The sequence below is a fragment of the Mesorhizobium sophorae genome (assembly GCF_002270415.1).
Taxonomy (GTDB): Bacteria; Pseudomonadota; Alphaproteobacteria; order Rhizobiales; family Rhizobiaceae; genus Mesorhizobium; species Mesorhizobium sophorae.
In genome coordinates this window covers 105,195-122,416 of the sequence record NZ_NNRI01000017.1, presented here as the reverse complement: position 1 = coordinate 122,416, position 17,222 = coordinate 105,195, and the positions used below count along the sequence as shown (strand labels likewise).

The following is a 17,222-nucleotide window of genomic DNA, read 5'->3' as shown; positions in this document are numbered from 1 at the left end:
GAGAGACGGCGGGGCTGCGGCGAGACGGTGGAACCTCTCATTCACCCTTGAGCTGCTGGAGGAAGTCCTTGCCTGCAGCCGGATGGGCCTTGAACGAATGGATGCCGTCAAACCACCCATTCTGGGAGAAGTCGCTGTAATTGCTGCTGTGATCGCCACGGTCGCGACCGCTATCGCGGTCTCCCCCGTGCGACGAGGCGGCAAAGGCCCCGGTGAGCGGAACGGTGACGATCATCGCGGCAAGCACCGCCTTCAGAGGGATAGAACGCATGATTAGATATCCTTTTCGATGAGGATGGCGGCGATTTGTTCACCGCGCATTCCGAGCCGCAGGCACTCGGGAACTTTCGGGTTGCGAAGTTGATCTCGCCGCTTCCGTTCTCGTCCTGCACTACATAACTAGCAATTGGTGGAAGTAATATGTAGTATATCAAGGTATCATCGATGCATGACATAGTATGGATCGCCAATTCGCGATGCGTATACGGCACCAACGGGGAAATGGGCTTAATTTCACCCCGGGGCGTCCGGAACTGAACTAAGCTGGCCCGACGGCTGCAGGGCTGATCTGCACCTTGCTGCCCTCGGCAAGTTCGACCGGCGGATTCAGGATCACAAGGTCGCCCTGTTTGACGCCGTCACGGACCTCGACCTCCGTTCCGAGATCGCGCGCCACCGATATTTTCCGGATATGCGCAATGCCGTTCTCGACCACGGCAACCTGCAAACCATCCGCGTTGAAGATGATCGCATCTGCGGACACGGAAAAGCTGGGTGTCTTGCGCGGGATCTGGAGCTCGACAGTACAATAAGTGCCGGGCGTGAGAACACCGTCAGGGTTCGGAATGTCGATTTCGGTCAGCAAGGTCCGTGTGCCCGGTGCCAGCGCATCGGCAATCCGCGTCACCGTGCCGGGGAAGGTGCGGCCGGGGATTTCGGGGACCTGGAGCACGGCCTTGACCCCCGGGGTCAGTCCAAAGGCCTGGTCCTGGGGGACGTAGACCTGGGCACGGATCACATCCCCCTGCATGATGGCGAACAGGAAAGTGCTGTTGGTCGTGTCGGCCTGCACCAGGCTGCCGATATCGACGTTGCGTTGAGTGATGACGCCGTCGAACGGGGCGACCACCTGCTGGTAGGCCTGTTGCTGGTCGAGAACGCGCAACTGGTCCTGCTGCGCATTCACGTTGGCCTGCGCAACGCCGACAGCCGCCTCCTGTGCCTTGAGGCTTTGGACGTCGATCGTACCCTGTTCCTTGGTGATCCAGCCCTGGTCCACCAGGGGTTTGTCTCGTTGCCACGTCACCTTGGCGAGATCGAGATTGGCTTGTGCTTGTTGCAGCGCCGCCTTGAACTGTCCCAAGGTTGCCTGGGCCTGCAAAATCTGGTCATCGAGTTCCGGCACGGCAATTTTGGCTAGCAACTGTCCCTTCTTGACCTTGTCCCCGATATCGGCCTCGCGCGTCTCGATATAGCCGCTGGCTCGTGCGAAGATGTCAGCGACGTCGAAGGCAGTTGTGGTGGCGGGCAGACTGACTTTCACGATGTCGTCGCTCGGCCTTACCGCCGCAACACGCACCTGCGGAATGAAGTCACGCGCCTGTTTGGCCGCAGCCGCGAGTTCGCGGTTGCGCGAATAATATCCCTGGGCGCCATAGGCCAGTCCCGTCATCAGCAGAGCGAGCGCGCCCAATGCAAGCAGCCGGCCTCCGCCTCGGCGCGGCGGCCGCTCCATTGCAACATCCATCACCGTGTCGTCGGCCTGATCCAAACGATGCCTCGGTTTCATGCGATTTCCTCTTCGAAGACGCCGTGAGCCGTCTTGCCGTCCTGTCCGCTACGCAGCATCGCGAACAGGTACGGCACGACGAGGAGCGTCGTGGGCGTTGCAAATAAAAGTCCTCCGATGACCGCGCGCGCCAGTGCGGCATTCTGCTCTTCGCCCGCTCCGCCGATCGCCATGGGAACCATGCCGACGATCATCGCGGCCGCGGTCATAAGCACAGGTCTGATCCGGGTATGACCGGCGTCGATCGCCGCGTCGAACGCGGACTTGCCTGCCAACTGCTGGTCCCGGGCGAAAGTCACGAGCAGGATAGAGTTGGCCGAAGCGACCCCGACCGCCATGATCGCACCCATCAGTGAAGGCACGTTGAGCGTCGTGCCCGTGATGAACAACATCGTCACGATGCCGCAAAAGGTCGCCGGCAAGGCAAGGATGACGACGAAGGGGTCGCCGAAGTTCTGATAGTTCACCACCATCAGCAAGTAGACGAACACGGCGGCGAACAGGATGCCGATGCCGAGATCCCAGAAAGCATCGTTCATGCTCTGGATCTGCCCTATGACCTGGATGGTGTTTCCGGGCGAAAGCTGCTTCTGCAGGTCGGCGACGATCGTGCTGATCTGGCTGGAGACACTTCCCAGATCACGACCCTGGACGCTTGCATAGACTTCGTAGACTGGCTGGACGTTCGCCTGGTTGGCGTTGGTCGGGAGACTGTCGCGCTTGAATGTCGCGACGTTGCTGAGTTGCCCGGGAACCTGTGCGCCGGCGGTGTTGATGGTTGAGGACACGGGCGTGTTGCCGAGATCGTTCAATGACGCGATCTTGTTTTCCGGTGTCTGAACGGCGAGGTAGTAGGGAATGCCCGTGGTCGGGTCGGTCCAGAAGTTCGGCGACACCTGCTCGGAGGAACTCAGGCTCACATTGATGTTGTTGGCGATCGTGCTGGCATTGAGCCCGAGTTGCGCCGCCCGCGTGCGATCGATATCGGCATAGAACGCCGGCGCGTCGACTTCCTGCTGCAGGTGTGCGTCGACCACGCCGGGAATGGCGGCAATGCGGCGCCGCAACTCCGATGCAACCCGCAGATTGGTAACGCGGTCATAGCCGACCGTACGGACATCGATCTGCGCCGGCAATCCAAAATTGAGGATCTGCGTGACGATGTCGGCCGACTGGAAGTAGAACAGAACGTCTGGAAAGGCGCTTGGCAGCGCCGTGCGCAGCTTGCGCACATAGTCGGCAGTCGGCGCGTGGCCGTCTTTCAATGCGACCTGGATCACACCGTCATTCACGCCGATGGTCGATCCATCCGTGAACGCCAAATTGTAGGAACGCGCCGGCAGGCCGATGTTGTCGACGACAAGCTGGAGGTCGCGATCGGGAACGATCTCGCGGATCTTGTCCTCGACAGCCTGGAAGATCTTCTCCGTCTCCTCGATCCGGGTTCCCGCGGGAGCCCGAACATGGAGTTGGATCTGGCCGCCGTCGATCGCGGGAAAGAAATCGCGACCGACGAGCATCGTCAGCACAGCGCCCAACGCGAGCACCAGGGCTGCAATGACGGGAACGATGAACCGGCGCCTGAGGAGTACGGCCAGCAGCTCGGCATAGTGCAGGCGCATGGCCTCGAAACCACGTTCGAACCTGGCGTGAAACCTGCCGAACCAGCCCGTCGAGGCGCCGTGGCGTTCGCTTTTGAGCAGCAATCCGATGGTGATCGGAGTGAGCGTCCTCGAAAGTCCATAGGATGCGAGCATCGCGAACACGACGGCAAGACCGAGCGGCGTGAACAGATATTTTGCCGGACCTTCCAGAAAGACCACCGATGTGAACACGCAGCTTATGGCCAGCGTCGACACCAGGGTCGGCACGGCGATACCGGCGGCTCCATGCAGCGTCGCCTGCGGCAGCGTCTGTCTTTCCTCGGTGAGCAGGCGATGGGTGTTCTCGAGCGTCACCGTCGAATCGTCGACGAGGATGCCAATCGCCAGCGCCAAGCCCCCCAGCGTCATCGTATTGAGCGTTTCGCCCAGGAAATACAGCGCCACGACTGACGACAGGATCGCCAGCGGGATCGAGATCATGACGACCAGCGTCGATCGCCACGATCCGAGAAACAGCAGGATCATCAGAGCGGTGAGCGCGGCCGCGATCACGCCCTCCCGCAGCACGCCGGCGATCGATTGCTTGACGAACACCGACTGGTCGAAGAGCTCTCTGATTTCCATGCCGGGAGGCGCCGCGGCGCGTGCCGTCTTCAAGGCATCCCGAACGGCATTGACCACCTCCAGCGTCGAGGCATTGCCGTTCTTGATGATGCTGAGCAGAACCGAATGCCGGCCGTTCTCGCGAACGATGTTCTGCTGAACGAGCCATCCGTCATGGACTTGGCCGACATCCTTGACGAACACCGTAGCGCCATTCACGACCTTGATCGGAATATCGTTGAGCTCGTCGATGGTTGCTGGCGTGGCGTTGGTGCGCACGACATACTGTGTGTTGCCGATCTTGGCCGTGCCCGACGGCAAGGTTAGGTTCTGGGCGTTGACCGCGCTGACGACGTCGAGCGGCGTCAGGCCCTTGGCCAGGAGCTTCGACGGGTCGAGGTCGACCATGATCTGGCGATATTTTCCGCCCGCGGGTGTTGGCAGGGTGACACCCGGGATCGGGGCCAGTTGCTGACGGATCCGATAGATGCCGTAGTCGTAGAGTTGCTGTTCGTTGAGGGTGTCGGAGCTCAGGCTGATCTGCAGGACCGGCACGCTGGAGGCGTTGAACTGCACCACGAGCGGTGCCTGGATTCCCGGTGGCAGGAGGGCGCGAATGGCGTTTGTCGCCGAAACGATCTGCGCGATCGCGAGATCGAGATTCACATCCTGCTGAAAATAGATCTTCTGGACCGACAGCCCCCCTAAGGTCTGCGCCTCGATGTTCTTGATGCCATTGACGTTAGAGCTGATCGCATACTGGCTGTACGTGGTGACACGCTGTTCCATCTCCGGCGTGCTGAGGCCGCCATAGCTCCAGATTACAGTCACCACCGGAATGTTGATTTCCGGAAAGACGTCCAACCGCATCTCGCGACTTGCGACAGCTCCGAGAAAGAGAATCAAGGCAGCCAGCACATAGAACGTGTGCGGAAATCGCAACGCGAACCGAACGATACCCATGTCTCAGCCGATGACCTTCCTGGCAACGTTAGTCGGAACGGCTCGAGCGATGAACGTCGCCGTATTGCCGGATTTTCTTTCAGTGTCTCCGAAATGACTTTGCGCCCATTGCCTCGAATGTCCGGTCCTTGCGCCCAAAAGGCGTCGGCACCGAGCGCTGCCCGGTGACGTCGCCAAGCTCTTCGCCGGGCGCCCGATGGCGGGCTGGTTTGGGCAACATCAGTGCAGTAAGCGAGACCATTGCGACCAGCATGTGGATGCTGCGCGCGGCAGGCGGGCCGTCGCCGGGACGGCCCGCCCAGGCCGTCAGGCCCGTCCGCATAGCTTCGCCGGGACAAATCCAATGTCATCGGCCCGCAGCAGCCAGAATGAGGTCGGCGACCTCCTTGGGATGGGAAACCAGCGACAGGTGGCCCGCATCGATCTCCACCGTCGTCGCATGCATGCGCTTGGCGAGAAACCGTTCGAGATCAGGGTTGATCGTCTTGTCCTGTTTCGACACCGCATAGAACGATGGCTTGGAATGCCATGCAGCCTCGGTGGTTCGTCCGCCGAAGATGGTCGCAGCGGTGGGCTCCTGAACCGCATACAGGATCTTGGCTTGCCGGGGCGCGACACCGTTCGCGAAGTATTTCAGGAATGACTCTTCGGACAATCTGGTGAAGCCATCATTCACCTGGATGCCGGCTCGAACGGGTCCTGCGGGAAACTTTGCGGAAAGAGCGACGAAGTCCTCACCGGCATCCGGCGCTCGTGCAGCCACATAGACCAGCGATGTGACCTTGGGATCAGTCCCCGTTTCGCTGATGACGGTGCCGGCCCAGGAATGCGCTACCAGCACGGTTGGCCCATCCTGCAGCGCCAGCGCCCGTCGCGTCTCCGCGACCGAGTCTGCCAGCGACGTCAGCGGATTCTGCACCGCGGTTACTCTGAGGCCGGCCGCCTGGAGGAGCGGGATCACCTCGGCCCAGCTCGATCCGTCCGCCCACGCTCCGTGCACGAGCACGACGTTGCGCGCGACGGTATGCGCGGGCTTGGGCGTGGGATTGTCAGCCGCCACGGCGACTCCCGACAGGCCAAGAGTGAGGGCAATTGCGATGGCATTGACGATCTCGCGCACGGGTGTCTTCCTTCCCTTTTTCAAACAATCGAATGCGTCGATGACCGAGATGAAGGCCAGCGATGCGGTAGCAAATCCTGCGGCCGGCTCCGTGGCCTAGGCGTTTGCGGAGGCAGCTCGTTGCGACAATCCCGATTTCGCGGTTCGGCGTCTTTCAGAAACGCCCCTGCCTTTCTCGTCGCGCACGAACGGGCAGGTCCGATGGCGATGTGATGAGCGCACGCGCCGCGTCCGCAACGACCGAAGGTCACCAAAAAGGGGCGGCGGATCGCTGATGCGACCCACCGCCAGTTCAGGCGCCCGCGGGAGGAGTGGACGGGCGCCTCAGGAGTTCGGCAGAATGGCGCGTGCGCGGGGGTGCGTGGGAGCTTCGCCTCCAACGCAACGCTTCGCCACGTGGAAGAGGCTGGGCGGCAAACATTGAGTGAGGGGCAAAGAACAGGGCCACGAGAAGTCGCGTGGCGGAAAGCTCGTCGCCGGCCGTCGGCAGCGTCAGCATCGCACACTGCCAGATCCGTCCATCGAGTGCCCAGGTCGCTTGTCTTGCTTGCGGCAACTGCTCCGCAGCGGCCCGCACACACAGCCGGCGCAGCTGCCCGCGGCTGGGTTGGGGGAGCGCAGACAGCCTGTGACCACCACGGTCCCCGCCACAAAGCGCGTCCAGCGCCGCGCCCCATCTCGCAAACATGAAGTCTGCTCCCCGCTCAAGCACGATTGCTTCGGCAAGATAGGGTTCCAGAACCCCAAACTGCGCCAGTTCGACACTGCCGCTCCCGCCTTCGGTGTCGCGACCGAACCCGTCCGGCCACTTGCCTGCGACCCAGCGCGACGCGGCCCGAAGATCGCCGCGTTCTAGAGCGGTTTTCCCTTAATCGGAGTCGTTTGTTTGCAGTGAACGGCTTGTTCTGATTCCCTGATCGAAGTGATTTGCGGAAGGAGCAGCGGCATGGCACGAGCTTACAGCCTGGATTTGCGGACGCGTGTTATCGAGGCGATAGAGGCAGGCCTGTCGACCCGAGAAGCGGCACGGCGGTTTGCCATCGGGATATCGACGTCTGGTGCATGGTATCGGGCCTGGCGTTCGAGCGGCAATCTGGAACCTGGGCGGCAGGGCAAGCCGAAGGTATCGAAGCTGGACGCGCACGAGACTTTCATTCTCGCCTTGGTCGAGACCGATGAGCGGGACATCACGCTTGCCGAGATCGTCGATCGCCTTGCGGCAGAGCGCGGGGTCAAAGCCAGCCTGACGACGGTCCATGCGTTCTTCGCAAAGCGTGGCATCACGTACAAAAAAAGACAGCGCACGCGGCCGAACAGCAGCGACCGGATGTTTTGGCAGCGCGGGAAGAGTGGTTCGAAGGCCAACTCGATTTCGATCCGAGCCGCCTGATCTTCATCGACGAAAGTGGCCTCAATACCAAGATGGCCCGGCTACGAGGCCGCTCTGCGCGTGGACAGCGTTGCCGGGCGGCTGTTCCTCATGGGCACTGGAAATCCACGACCTTCACGGCCGGCCTGCGCCTCGACGGGATCGTCGCGCCCTGGCTCCTGGACGGCGCCATGGATGGCGAAGCATTCCTGGTCTACTTGCGCCGCGTCCTCGTACCGACGCTTCAACCCGACGATGTCGTCGTGATGGACAACCTGCCTGCTCATAAAGTGGTCGGTGTCCGCGAAATCATCGAGGCTGCGGGGGCTTCCCTTCGCTATCTTCCGCCCTACTCCCCGGACTTTAACCCCATTGAGATGGCCTTCGCCAAGCTGAAGGCTTTACTGCGAAAGGCAGCAGCCCGGTCCATCCCGGAATTATGGGACGCCGTGGCCGTCGCCATCGATCGTTTCCACCCCAAAGAATGCGAAAACCTGTTCGCCCACGCCGGCTACGATGCCTAACCGTGATTATCCAGAAACTGCTCTAGCCGCCAGGGATAGGATCGGCATTGGTCATGGAGGCGCGCGAGTTCGACCTCACCCATGATCAAACCGCCCCGGTACGCGAGCGCGAAATGCGAATCGGAATTGCTTTGAAGGAGGGCGTGAAACTCATCGGATCGTGCGCATAGAGCGGCACGAGGGGGTTTGCCTCGGGATAGTAGGCCGCACAGCTGCCATTCGGGAAGGCATACGGGACGATCCGAAAATTGGACAGGCGGCGTTCAACGCCGTCGGTGGACAGAGTGATCAAGTCGACGCGGTCGTCGGCATGGAGGCCACGCCTTTCCATCTCCTGTTCGTTGAGGAAGATCACGTCGCGCTGACCGAAGACACCGCGATAGCGGTCGGACATCGAATATATCGTGGTGTTGTACTGATCATGGCTGCGCACCGTCGTCAGCCATAGAGCGTCGAGACTGTCCAGGGGCGGATCCTCGCCGAGGCCGTCGAAGACGAGGAAATTCGCCTTGCCGGAAACTGTCGCCCAGATGCGTTCGCGCGCGTTCGATGTCAGATGGAAGCCGCCTGGGATGCGAATGCGGGCATTGTAACCCTGGAAGATCGGGAACACGTCTTCGATCGCGTCGCGGATAAGGTCGTAGTCGGCGGTGAAGCTTTCCCAGTCGACGACGGAACCTGCACCCAGCGTCGCTCGCGCAATGCCGGCGACGATTGCAGGTTCGCTCATCAGGTGCTCCGACGCCGGAACATTGCGGCCCGCCGACGCGTGCACCATCGACATCGAATCCTCGACCGTGATCGACTGCGGTCCCGTTGCCTGGACGTCGATTTCGGTGCGCCCGAGGCAAGGCAGGATCAGCGCGTCGCGCCCGTGTACCAGATGGCTGCGATTGAGCTTGGTTGACACTTGGACCGTCAGGTCGAGCTTGCGCAAGGCAGCGCGGGTCATCTCCCAGTCGGGAATGGCTGACACGAAGTTGCCGCCGACGGCGAAGAACACTTTCACCTTGCCGTCTTTCATGGCCTCCAGCGCGGTCACGACGTTGTGGCCATGTTCGGACGGCGGCTTGAAGCCGAAGCGGTGCTCAAGCCGTTCGAGAAATTCCTTTGTCGGCGTTTCGGTGATGCCGACCGTGCGATCGCCCTGGACGTTGGAATGACCACGTACCGGGCAAAGTCCGGCGCCCTCGCGGCCGATATGACCGCGCAGCAGCGCGAGATTGGCCAGCTGCTGCACGTTTTGTGCTCCCCGCCGGTGCTGCGTGATGCCCATGCCATAGACAATGATCGCTCGTTCGGCCTGCATATAGGCGCGAGCGGCGTATTCGATGTCCTCGCGAGCGAGCCCTGACTGAGAGACGATGTCGTCCCATCGCGTCGCCCGCAGGTCGGCGGCGAGAGCCTCGATACCGGTCGTATGGCCCTTGATGAAATCCCAGTCGAGGATCGCCGGCAATTCGCCCGCCCGCGCCGCATCGTCTGCTTCCATGAGAACTTTCATGAGCCCCTTGACGACGGCGACGTCACCGCCGACACGCACCTGATAAAGCTTGGCGCTGATCGGTGTCGACGTAAGCGTTGCCATTTCGACCGGGCTCTGGGGCGACTGGAAGCGCTCCAGGGCGCGCTCTCGGAACGGATTGAAGGACATGATGGTTGCGCCGCGCCGTGAGGCGTTGCGCAGGCTCGTCATCATGCGAGGGCTGTTCGTGCCCGGATTTTGTCCAAAGATGAAGATGCAGTCCGTCTTGTCAAAATCGGAAAGCAGGCAGGTACCCTTGCCGACGCCGAGCGAGTGCGGCAGGCCGACGCTGGTAGCCTCGTGGCACATGTTCGAGCAATCGGGGAAATTGTTGGTGCCGAACTCTCGCACGAAGAGCTGGTAGAGGAACGCTGCCTCGTTCGAGGTGCGGCCGGATGTGTAGAACTCGGCCATGTTGGGATCCGGCAATGCGTTGAGGTGGCGGGCAATGGTTGCAAAGGCCTCGTCCCAACCGACCCGCACGTAATGGTCGGATGCGGCGTCGTAGGCCATCGGATGGGTCAGGCGTCCGACCATCTCGAGATCGAAATCGCTCCAGCTTGAAAGCTCGGCAACGGTATGGGCGGCGAAAAACTCCGGCGTGCAGCGTTTCGCCGTGGCTTCCCAGGCAACCGCCTTGCCCCCGTTCTCGCAGAACTCGAAGGATGAAGTGTGCTTGGGGTCCGGCCAGGCGCAGCCGGGGCAATCAAATCCCTCCGGCTGGTTCATGCGCCCCAGAGTGGCGGCCCCCTTGATCGGGATTCCCTGCTCGACAAGGTGTTCGCCTAGCGACTTGAGCGCTCCCCATCCGCCGGCCGGGGCATTGTAAGGACGAATGTCATTGGCCATTGGAGACGCCTCTACGAAGAGCTGAAGAATCCTGTGTGGGCAAGAAGCCTTCCGGCAAGCAACATCTTTCCATCGCAGTGCTGCCGCCAGCGCTGTCGACTATGTTGCACCGGCAGCGCTGCGGGGCGGCAACTCTCCCGGAGCTGCCAGCTGAATGGGCCGCGTGTCCGACCCACGTGGCGGGTGGCGCCAACCGACGGGATCGCTGTCGAAAGGGCGATCTGCGACATCCCTGCGATTGCCGCAACGCCAGCGATAGGGTGTCTCGCCAACGAAACGTCCGAAGACCGTGGTGAAATGGGCCTGGTTCTGAAAGCCCACGCTCAGCGCCACGTCGACCAGGGTCATCTCGGTCTCGATGAGCATCTGCTTGGCACGGTCAATCCGTCGCCGCAGCAGGAATTCATGCGGGCGAATGCCGGTGGCCGCCCGGAACTGTGCGGCGAAATACATTCGGCTGAGCCCCGCCACTGCTGCCATGTCGGCGAGCGTAATCGTCTCATCGAGATGTGAATCGACGTATTCGACGACGCGCTTCCATCGCCATTTGGACAGGGCGGCGGTAGAGCGTGCCGCCGGCTCATCCGGGTCTGGCTGCGGATCTGAGCGCAGCGTGAGCAAGCGGGTTACGATGGCAAGGCGGACTGCATCGGCATAGAGGTTGCCAAATCCATTATGGCTGTCTTCGGCCGCCTCGAGCGCCCTGGAAAGACGCTGGACGACCGGATCAGAGGAGTGCCGTTCCGGGACCAGTTCGGCAAGGCCTAGGTCCCGAGGCGCGTGGAAAACATTCAGACCGTCGATCGCGCTTTGGCCTGCTTGGGCAAATTGCGCCATGGCCCCACTGGGCGCCGCCGTAGGATCAGGGTCTGCCGCCGCATTTGCATGCATCGTTAGACCGCCGCGACGGGGTTGCGGCATCGCTGCAGCGGACACCGAGAGAACCACATTCATATGAGTAAGGGGGATCGAAATCATGCGGCAGTCTGGCGCCACCGGGTAGGCGCCGTTGCCTGCGTCGAATGGGTCGAACAATGACGAGCCGACTTCAGGCGTTCGAGGCGGGCCGGCGACATGCATCGGTCGGACCATGCCGTCGCGTCGAGGAAGGACGGGCAGATCCTCTGCCGGTTGCCGATCGTAATATTCGGATGCAGACAATGAGTGGAACTGCATTGGGCCCGTGCTCCTCTAGCCTCAGAATTTTCTTCTGCTTGATGGGCCAAGGTACACGGGTGGGAAATCTGCTCCATTGAATGGCCGTCTGAATGAATCATATCATCAGCTATGCTGCGTATACGATGGTATCTACTATTGGCGGCGGCGCCTTGGGCGCGTCTGGCGATGTCGGCAACCTTGCGCAGGGAGGCCGCCGGTGCCGTGCGACAATGATCCCACCGTGCGGTTGAGCCTTGACACTGCTTTGTAGCCGTACGGTTCTCCGACCGGTCGCCAGGTCGCGGCATCGCCGCCTGCGAACCTCAGGCTAGTCAAACCTCTGTATGATTTCGGTCTTGGCTCCACGTTTGTATGCTGGCGCCGAGATGAGATCGCGCCGGGGGACGCCGGGCGACACAGTCTCCGGGGGACACCGATGTGCCGAAAATTCCGATGGTTGCCATAGTTGACGACGACGAGGCGGTCCGCACGTCCACCGCGAATCTGATACGTTCCTGCGGCTTTGCCGCGAACCTGTTTGCCTCTGGCGAGGAACTCTTGCGTTCGCCACGGCTCGCCGACGCCTGCTGTGTCATTACCGATGTGCAGATGCCGGAAATGAACGGGTTGGAACTGCAGACGTTGCTCCTGGCACGTGGCCACACCGTTCCGGTGATTCTTATCACGGCCTATCCTGACGAACGGACCCGGCAAAATGCCCTCGCTGCAGGGGCGGCAGGCTTCTTCTACAAGCCTTTTGACGCCGCCGCCATGATCCGGTGCATCGAAGATGCGCTGAACTGGCCACGCGAAATCAAGCCGGAATGACGTCTTCGTGGTGAGCCGAGCGCTGCCACCGCCATTGCTTTCGGAACGAAGTCGCGTGCGTTCCAAATCGGAATTTTGCGTTCGTTCCGGGAAGATTGCCGGCAGCCTGTGCGGTTGAATTCCAGGCAGGTTTCGGCGATCGCCTGCCTAGCCCCGCTGCACAAGAGGGCGCGACTGCAGAAACATCAGCGCACATGCGCCGATGGGTGGATTGGTGATATTGGTGGTGCAGCGCGCGGAAGCCATCCCAGCCCCCTCGGCATTACCGACAGTCGCGACCACGTCTCGCCTAGTGGCGGGGCTCGTTGCCAAATTAATATGCTAAGATGGCGTTGTGCCATTCCTGGGCCGTGCGGAGCAGGAATCGTGAGAGCGGATTGCTATCGTGACAGCAGGTTCCAATCCAGGCCAAACCGCGTCGACCGCTTTTGCGCCGACAGTCTATGTCATCGATGATGACGACGCTGTGCGCGATGCCCTGAGTGGGCTGTTCAGATCCGTGGGGCTGCATGTCGAACTGTTCGCCTCCGCCAGCCAATTCCTGCAGGGCAAGCTGCCGGAAACGCCAAGCTGCCTCGTGCTCGATATCCGGTTGCCCGGCGTGAGCGGCCTCGATTTCCAGGCTCATCTTGCAAAGTCGAACATTCAAATGCCCGTCGTCTTCATGACTGGACACGGGGATGTCCCGATGTCGGTGCGCGCGATGAAAGCCGGAGCGATCGATTTTCTGACCAAACCGTTCCGGGACCAGGACATGCTTGATGCGGTCTTCGGCGCGCTCGAAAACGACCGCATAAGGTGGGAATCCGACCAGGAAGCGGCGACGATATCAGCCCTGTACCAAACTTTGACCTCTCGTGAAAAGGAAGTCATGTTCTTCGTGACCAAGGGCCTGATGAACAAGCAGATCGCGGGCGAGATGGGCCTCAGCGAAATTACGGTCAAGATCCATCGCGGGCATCTCATGCGGAAGATGGCGGTGCGAACCTTGCCCGACCTGGTGCGGATTGCAGAACGGTTGGGCCTTCGAAGGGCAAATCAATAGCGATGGCAAAGTCGTCATCCGGTATCGCGCGAAAATCTATCGATCCCGCCCGCTCGCTCCAGCGGTTCTCGACCCTCCGCCGTTCGCCGGATATGACCCCGTGACGCCGCGCCGGTGTGGACGGCAGGTGCCTTGGTTCATCATTGAAAACGCTGACGGTTCATTCTTTGCTCACCCTGGTTGGCCTGGCTGCGAGACACCTTCCAGGATCGATCGCAGCTCCTCTCTGCCCCTGGCGATCCGCGACGTCAGCGTCCCCACGGGAATGCCAAGCGCCTTCCTGGCATCGGCATAGGAGAGGCCTTCGACCGCGACAAGCACGAGTGCTGCGCGTCGTTCGGGATTGATCTGCTGAAGCGCCGAGAATACGTCAACGAATACCAGCCTGTCGGCCTGTGGCGACGTCGCGATCGCATCTATCGTTTCTGAGATCGTGGTCACCGCCTGGGCATGGCGTTTGGCGCGCCGCAACTGGTCGACGAACAGATTGTGCATGATCGTGAGCAGCCAGCGGCGTGGCGTATCGCCGGCCGTCCAGTTCGCCATCCTCGACAGCGCCCGCTCGAGGCTGTCCTGCACAAGGTCGTCGGCGGCATCGCGGTCCCGCAACAGCGCGCGCGCATAACCACGCAGCCGTGGAATCTCCGCGACGATCGCTCGCCTGCGTTCGTCAGTGATCTCGGCCGCCGCGCCGCTTGCCGAAAAAGAAGCGTCAGCCGAGCGAAAACTCGGCTGCGGCGAAACATCGGGCGGAAGGTCGAGTTGCGTCATGTTCGTGGTCATCAGGCGATGCGCAATGTCGGCGATTGCAATTTGTGATCCGGACTGAACTCGGTCGGCCGCGAACCTGACAGCCACAGCCATCCTCTGGTTCGGGACTGCACATCTGGTCTGTCAGGCATGTGCCGGCGCCTTTCCTGGCTCTAGCTGTGTCCAATCGAAGTTGTTCGGCTGGGTGCTGTCGGCGCCACCATGGCGGACCCGACTGAGGCCTTCTTTTCGAAACGACTACATTCTTTCGCGAAGCAATGTGGGCGGCCCAATGCCGAGGAAGAAGATGTGTTCGCCGGAATGCCGGCCCATCACTCGGCCGGGCCGAGTGACATCCTCGCCGCAGGGGCAGGCATGTCTTCTGCACCGCCCTTCAGGTAGGTCCAATAGAGAGGAAGTCCGGTGAAGAGGAAACCGCCAGCAATGTTGCCCAAGGTCACGGGTATCTGGTTCCAGTACCACCAGTCTGCGAAGCTGATCTTGGCCCCGAGCATCATCCCCATGGGAATGACGAACATGTTGACGACGCAGTGCTCGAATCCGAGCGCGAAGAAGGCGAATATGGGCAACCAGCATCCGACGATCCTGCCGAGGGTGGACTTCGAACTCATCCCCATGACGACGCCGAGGCAGACCATCCAGTTGCAGAGCATGGCCTTGACGAAGGCGGTCACCAGTCCATCGTATCCATACGGCTCATAGGCGATCGTCTTGGCTTCGGCGAGCGCACGCAGATGATCTCCGAGCGCACTCGCCCCAACATTGCCGACATCGGTCAGGACGACATAGAACAGCCCGGCAAAGATGAGCGAACCGAGCATGTTGCCGACGAAAACCCAGAACCAATTGGCCAACATCCGGCCGACCGTCGTGCGGTGAGCGAGGACGGCCAGGGGTACCAGGCCAAAATTCCCGGTCACGAGCTCGAGGCCAAGGATGATGATGATGGCAAATCCCACCGGGAAGATGAGAGCGCCGACGAGCGCGACATTTGTCTGAAGCGCACCCTCCAGGGCCATGCTCGTCGCGAAGGCAAGGAGCGCCCCGGAAAGCATGCCGCGGATCAAAAGATCAGGAACGCTGTGGGCGGCTTTTGCGGCGCCGAGATCCACCATTGCCCGCACGATTTCGCGCGGCGAGAGGCTGTCGTTCATGATCGCTATCCTTCTGCGCCGAGCAGGCTGGTTCCGCATTTCAGGGCCGCAAGGCGCGGCAACGGCGGTCTGGCTAAAGGGATCGCAACTGTCGTCGTGGCCAGAAAGCGCGTTGCGATACCCATGACGTCTCCCATGCGTTGCCAACCAGGACCGATTGGCACGCTGATTGTCACTTCAGGGATGAATAGCCGACGGCACTTCGCGGCGACATTCTACTGAGGGTAACCGGATTACGCACTTGATTTAGGCCAGACATTCCTTGGTATGTCTTGTCGGCCAAGGAACTGAAGCGCTCGCTCAGCTAGATAATGATGTCGCCGCTGGCAATTCCGTAAATGCCAACGAGGCAACCAATTGCCGCAGCCGCCAACACTATCCATTCCACGCCGACCAACACTTGCTTGTTCTGCTCCCGTCTGACCTGAACATAGAGCAGCGTACCGGGTGCGTAGAGAATAGATGACAGCAACAGAAATTTCAGGCCCCCTGCGTAGATCATGAACGCAACATACAATGTGGCAATGCCAGCCACGATCAAGTCGCGGGATCGCTGCGCGGGTTGGGTTCCATAAGTCTCTCGGCGTAAAGCCAGAAGGAAGCCGTATCCAGCCACGAGCAGGTAAGGAATTAACACCATGGCACTGCTCAGTTTCACCATGAGCGCGAACGCATCCTGCGAGAAAAGCGTGCTTATAACGAAGACTTGAATGACGATATTGGTCAGCCACAGCGCGGCGGCCGGGACTTTGTTGGCATTCTCACGCGCAAAAATCCTTGGCATGTCGCCGCTCTTTGCGGCCGCGAACAGCACCTCGACACAGATCAACGACCAAGCGAGATAAGCGCCTAGCACAGAAACAATCAGCCCTACGCTGACGAAAACCGCGCCCCAAGTACCGACGACGGCCTCGAGAACGGAAGCCATGGATGGCTGCCTCATTCCCGCGATTTCCGCCTGTGTAAGTACGGCATACGGCAGAAGCGTCACCAGCACCAGCAGGAACAAAACGGCGACGAAACCGACGATCGTCGCCCTGCCGACATCGGAGCGTTCCTTGGCATAGCGAGAATAGACGCTTGCTCCCTCAATCCCAATGAACACAAAGATTGTGACCAGCATGGTCGCTCGGATTTGCTCAAAGAGACCGCTTCGCGATGCCAGCTCTCCGCCCCATAGGTTGCTGACGAAGATGTTCGCCTTGAACGTTCCGGCCAGAATGAAAATGAAGGTAAGGATGGGAATGACTTTTGCCACCGTAACAACGGTGTTGATGACGGCAGCTTCCTTGATCCCGCGCAGGATCGTGAAGTGAAACAGCCAGAGTGCGATCGACGAGACCACCACTGCCGGGACCGTGTCACCATTGCCAAAAACCGGGAAGAACGCGCCGAGCGTCGACTTGATCAGAACCCAATATGAGACGTCGGCAATGCAGGCAACCAACCAATAGCCAAACGCGGAAAGGAAACCAGCGTAGTCACCGAAGCCGGCTTTTGCGTAGGCAAAGATGCCGGCATCGAGTTCGGGCTTGCGCTCCGCGAGCGCCTGAAAGACGCGGGCCAACGTATACATCCCGGTCCCGGCGATACACCAGGCGATGATTGCGCCGACTGGTCCGGTGGCGTTGCCGAAAGTACGAGGCAGCGAAAATATGCCGGCGCCGATCATTGATCCGACCACCATCGCCGTTAGCGCCGCGAGCGAAAGCTTCTGCGAGGTCTGGGATGCCATGGCCGCGTCTCGAGCCGGTCGTCAATTGCACAAGCGAAATCCGTCCGAATTGCCAAACCGGTCCAGGTCGCTCACCCGATGCTGCATCGGAGAAAGTCACAAGTCCAGCCGATGTAACTCCACTGCGGCGGTGTATTGCGTCGAGGCTCCGAAATAGAGACGCGATGCACAGGAATGAGACTCTC

12 protein-coding genes are annotated in these 17,222 nt (G+C 60.9%); 3 read left to right on the top strand and 9 right to left on the bottom strand.

All coding sequences use genetic code 11. The features are described 5' to 3' along the window. Positions 1-37: 37 nt before the first annotated feature. From CGZ66_RS25065 to CGZ66_RS25045, 4 genes are all read right to left on the bottom strand, one after another. On the bottom strand, positions 38-271 hold the full coding sequence (locus CGZ66_RS25065; protein WP_143748849.1) for a hypothetical protein: 234 nt from the start codon (positions 269-271) through the stop codon (positions 38-40). Between the two features lie 267 nt (positions 272-538). Then, entirely contained in the window at positions 539-1,771 is a 1,233-nt protein-coding gene (locus CGZ66_RS25060) for an efflux RND transporter periplasmic adaptor subunit (RefSeq protein ID WP_245331206.1), read from the bottom strand. A gap of 14 nt (positions 1,772-1,785) precedes the next feature. Continuing rightward, positions 1,786-4,959 (bottom strand): efflux RND transporter permease subunit, encoded by a 3,174-nt coding sequence (locus CGZ66_RS25055; RefSeq protein WP_095089070.1) that lies wholly within the window; start codon positions 4,957-4,959, stop codon positions 1,786-1,788. 346 nt (positions 4,960-5,305) lie between these two features. After that, positions 5,306-6,034: an alpha/beta fold hydrolase gene (locus tag CGZ66_RS25045; protein WP_425352318.1), complete on the bottom strand. Its 729-nt coding sequence runs from the start codon at positions 6,032-6,034 to the stop codon at positions 5,306-5,308. A 991-nt stretch (positions 6,035-7,025) separates the two neighbouring features. On the opposite strand from CGZ66_RS25045, the gene CGZ66_RS25035 reads away from it, so the two are divergent. After that, positions 7,026-7,972 (top strand): IS630 family transposase gene (locus tag CGZ66_RS25035; RefSeq protein ID WP_417568610.1). Its coding sequence is split into 2 segments (ribosomal slippage): positions 7,026-7,367 and positions 7,370-7,972, totalling 945 coding nucleotides; the frame shifts between segments, so codons are not numbered across the junction. An 85-nt stretch (positions 7,973-8,057) separates the two neighbouring features. Here CGZ66_RS25035 and CGZ66_RS25030 read toward each other — a convergent pair. Next, on the bottom strand, positions 8,058-10,346 hold the full coding sequence (locus CGZ66_RS25030; protein WP_095089062.1) for an FdhF/YdeP family oxidoreductase: 2,289 nt from the start codon (positions 10,344-10,346) through the stop codon (positions 8,058-8,060). 99 nt (positions 10,347-10,445) lie between these two features. Continuing rightward, a complete protein-coding gene (locus tag CGZ66_RS25025; protein WP_095089060.1) occupies positions 10,446-11,183 on the bottom strand; it encodes a helix-turn-helix transcriptional regulator in 738 nt (245 codons plus the stop codon). Between the two features lie 759 nt (positions 11,184-11,942). Here CGZ66_RS25025 and CGZ66_RS25020 point away from each other — a divergent pair. After that, positions 11,943-12,332: a response regulator transcription factor gene (locus tag CGZ66_RS25020; RefSeq protein WP_245331205.1), complete on the top strand. Its 390-nt coding sequence runs from the start codon at positions 11,943-11,945 to the stop codon at positions 12,330-12,332. Between the two features lie 385 nt (positions 12,333-12,717). Further along, complete coding sequence (locus CGZ66_RS25015) at positions 12,718-13,377, top strand: response regulator transcription factor (RefSeq protein ID WP_095089056.1); 660 nt, start codon at positions 12,718-12,720, stop codon at positions 13,375-13,377. Positions 13,378-13,548: 171 nt separating this feature from the next. Here CGZ66_RS25015 and CGZ66_RS25010 read toward each other — a convergent pair whose 3' ends face one another. The 3 genes from CGZ66_RS25010 to CGZ66_RS25000 all read right to left on the bottom strand — a co-directional run bounded on the left by CGZ66_RS25010 (position 13,549) and on the right by CGZ66_RS25000 (position 17,037). Then, positions 13,549-14,160 (bottom strand): sigma-70 family RNA polymerase sigma factor, encoded by a 612-nt coding sequence (locus CGZ66_RS25010; RefSeq protein WP_245331204.1) that lies wholly within the window; start codon positions 14,158-14,160, stop codon positions 13,549-13,551. 299 nt (positions 14,161-14,459) lie between these two features. Next, complete coding sequence (locus tag CGZ66_RS25005) at positions 14,460-15,302, bottom strand: formate/nitrite transporter family protein (protein WP_095089054.1); 843 nt, start codon at positions 15,300-15,302, stop codon at positions 14,460-14,462. 304 nt (positions 15,303-15,606) lie between these two features. After that, entirely contained in the window at positions 15,607-17,037 is a 1,431-nt protein-coding gene (locus tag CGZ66_RS25000) for a basic amino acid/polyamine antiporter (RefSeq protein WP_095089052.1), read from the bottom strand. Positions 17,038-17,222: the final 185 nt, after the last annotated feature.

What these genes read in the sequence shown, in the direction of transcription:
- CGZ66_RS25055 (WP_095089070.1), bottom strand. Translation starts at nt 4,959, where the DNA reads ATGGGTATCGTTCGGTTCGCGTTGCGATTTCCGCACACGTTCTATGTG.
- CGZ66_RS25010 (WP_245331204.1), bottom strand. Translation starts at nt 14,160, where the DNA reads ATGACCACGAACATGACGCAACTCGACCTTCCGCCCGATGTTTCGCCG.
- CGZ66_RS25030 (WP_095089062.1), bottom strand. Translation starts at nt 10,346, where the DNA reads ATGGCCAATGACATTCGTCCTTACAATGCCCCGGCCGGCGGATGGGGA.
- CGZ66_RS25005 (WP_095089054.1), bottom strand. Translation starts at nt 15,302, where the DNA reads ATGAACGACAGCCTCTCGCCGCGCGAAATCGTGCGGGCAATGGTGGAT.
- CGZ66_RS25000 (WP_095089052.1), bottom strand. Translation starts at nt 17,037, where the DNA reads ATGGCATCCCAGACCTCGCAGAAGCTTTCGCTCGCGGCGCTAACGGCG.
- CGZ66_RS25065 (WP_143748849.1), bottom strand. Translation starts at nt 271, where the DNA reads ATGCGTTCTATCCCTCTGAAGGCGGTGCTTGCCGCGATGATCGTCACC.
- CGZ66_RS25025 (WP_095089060.1), bottom strand. Translation starts at nt 11,183, where the DNA reads ATGGCGCAATTTGCCCAAGCAGGCCAAAGCGCGATCGACGGTCTGAAT.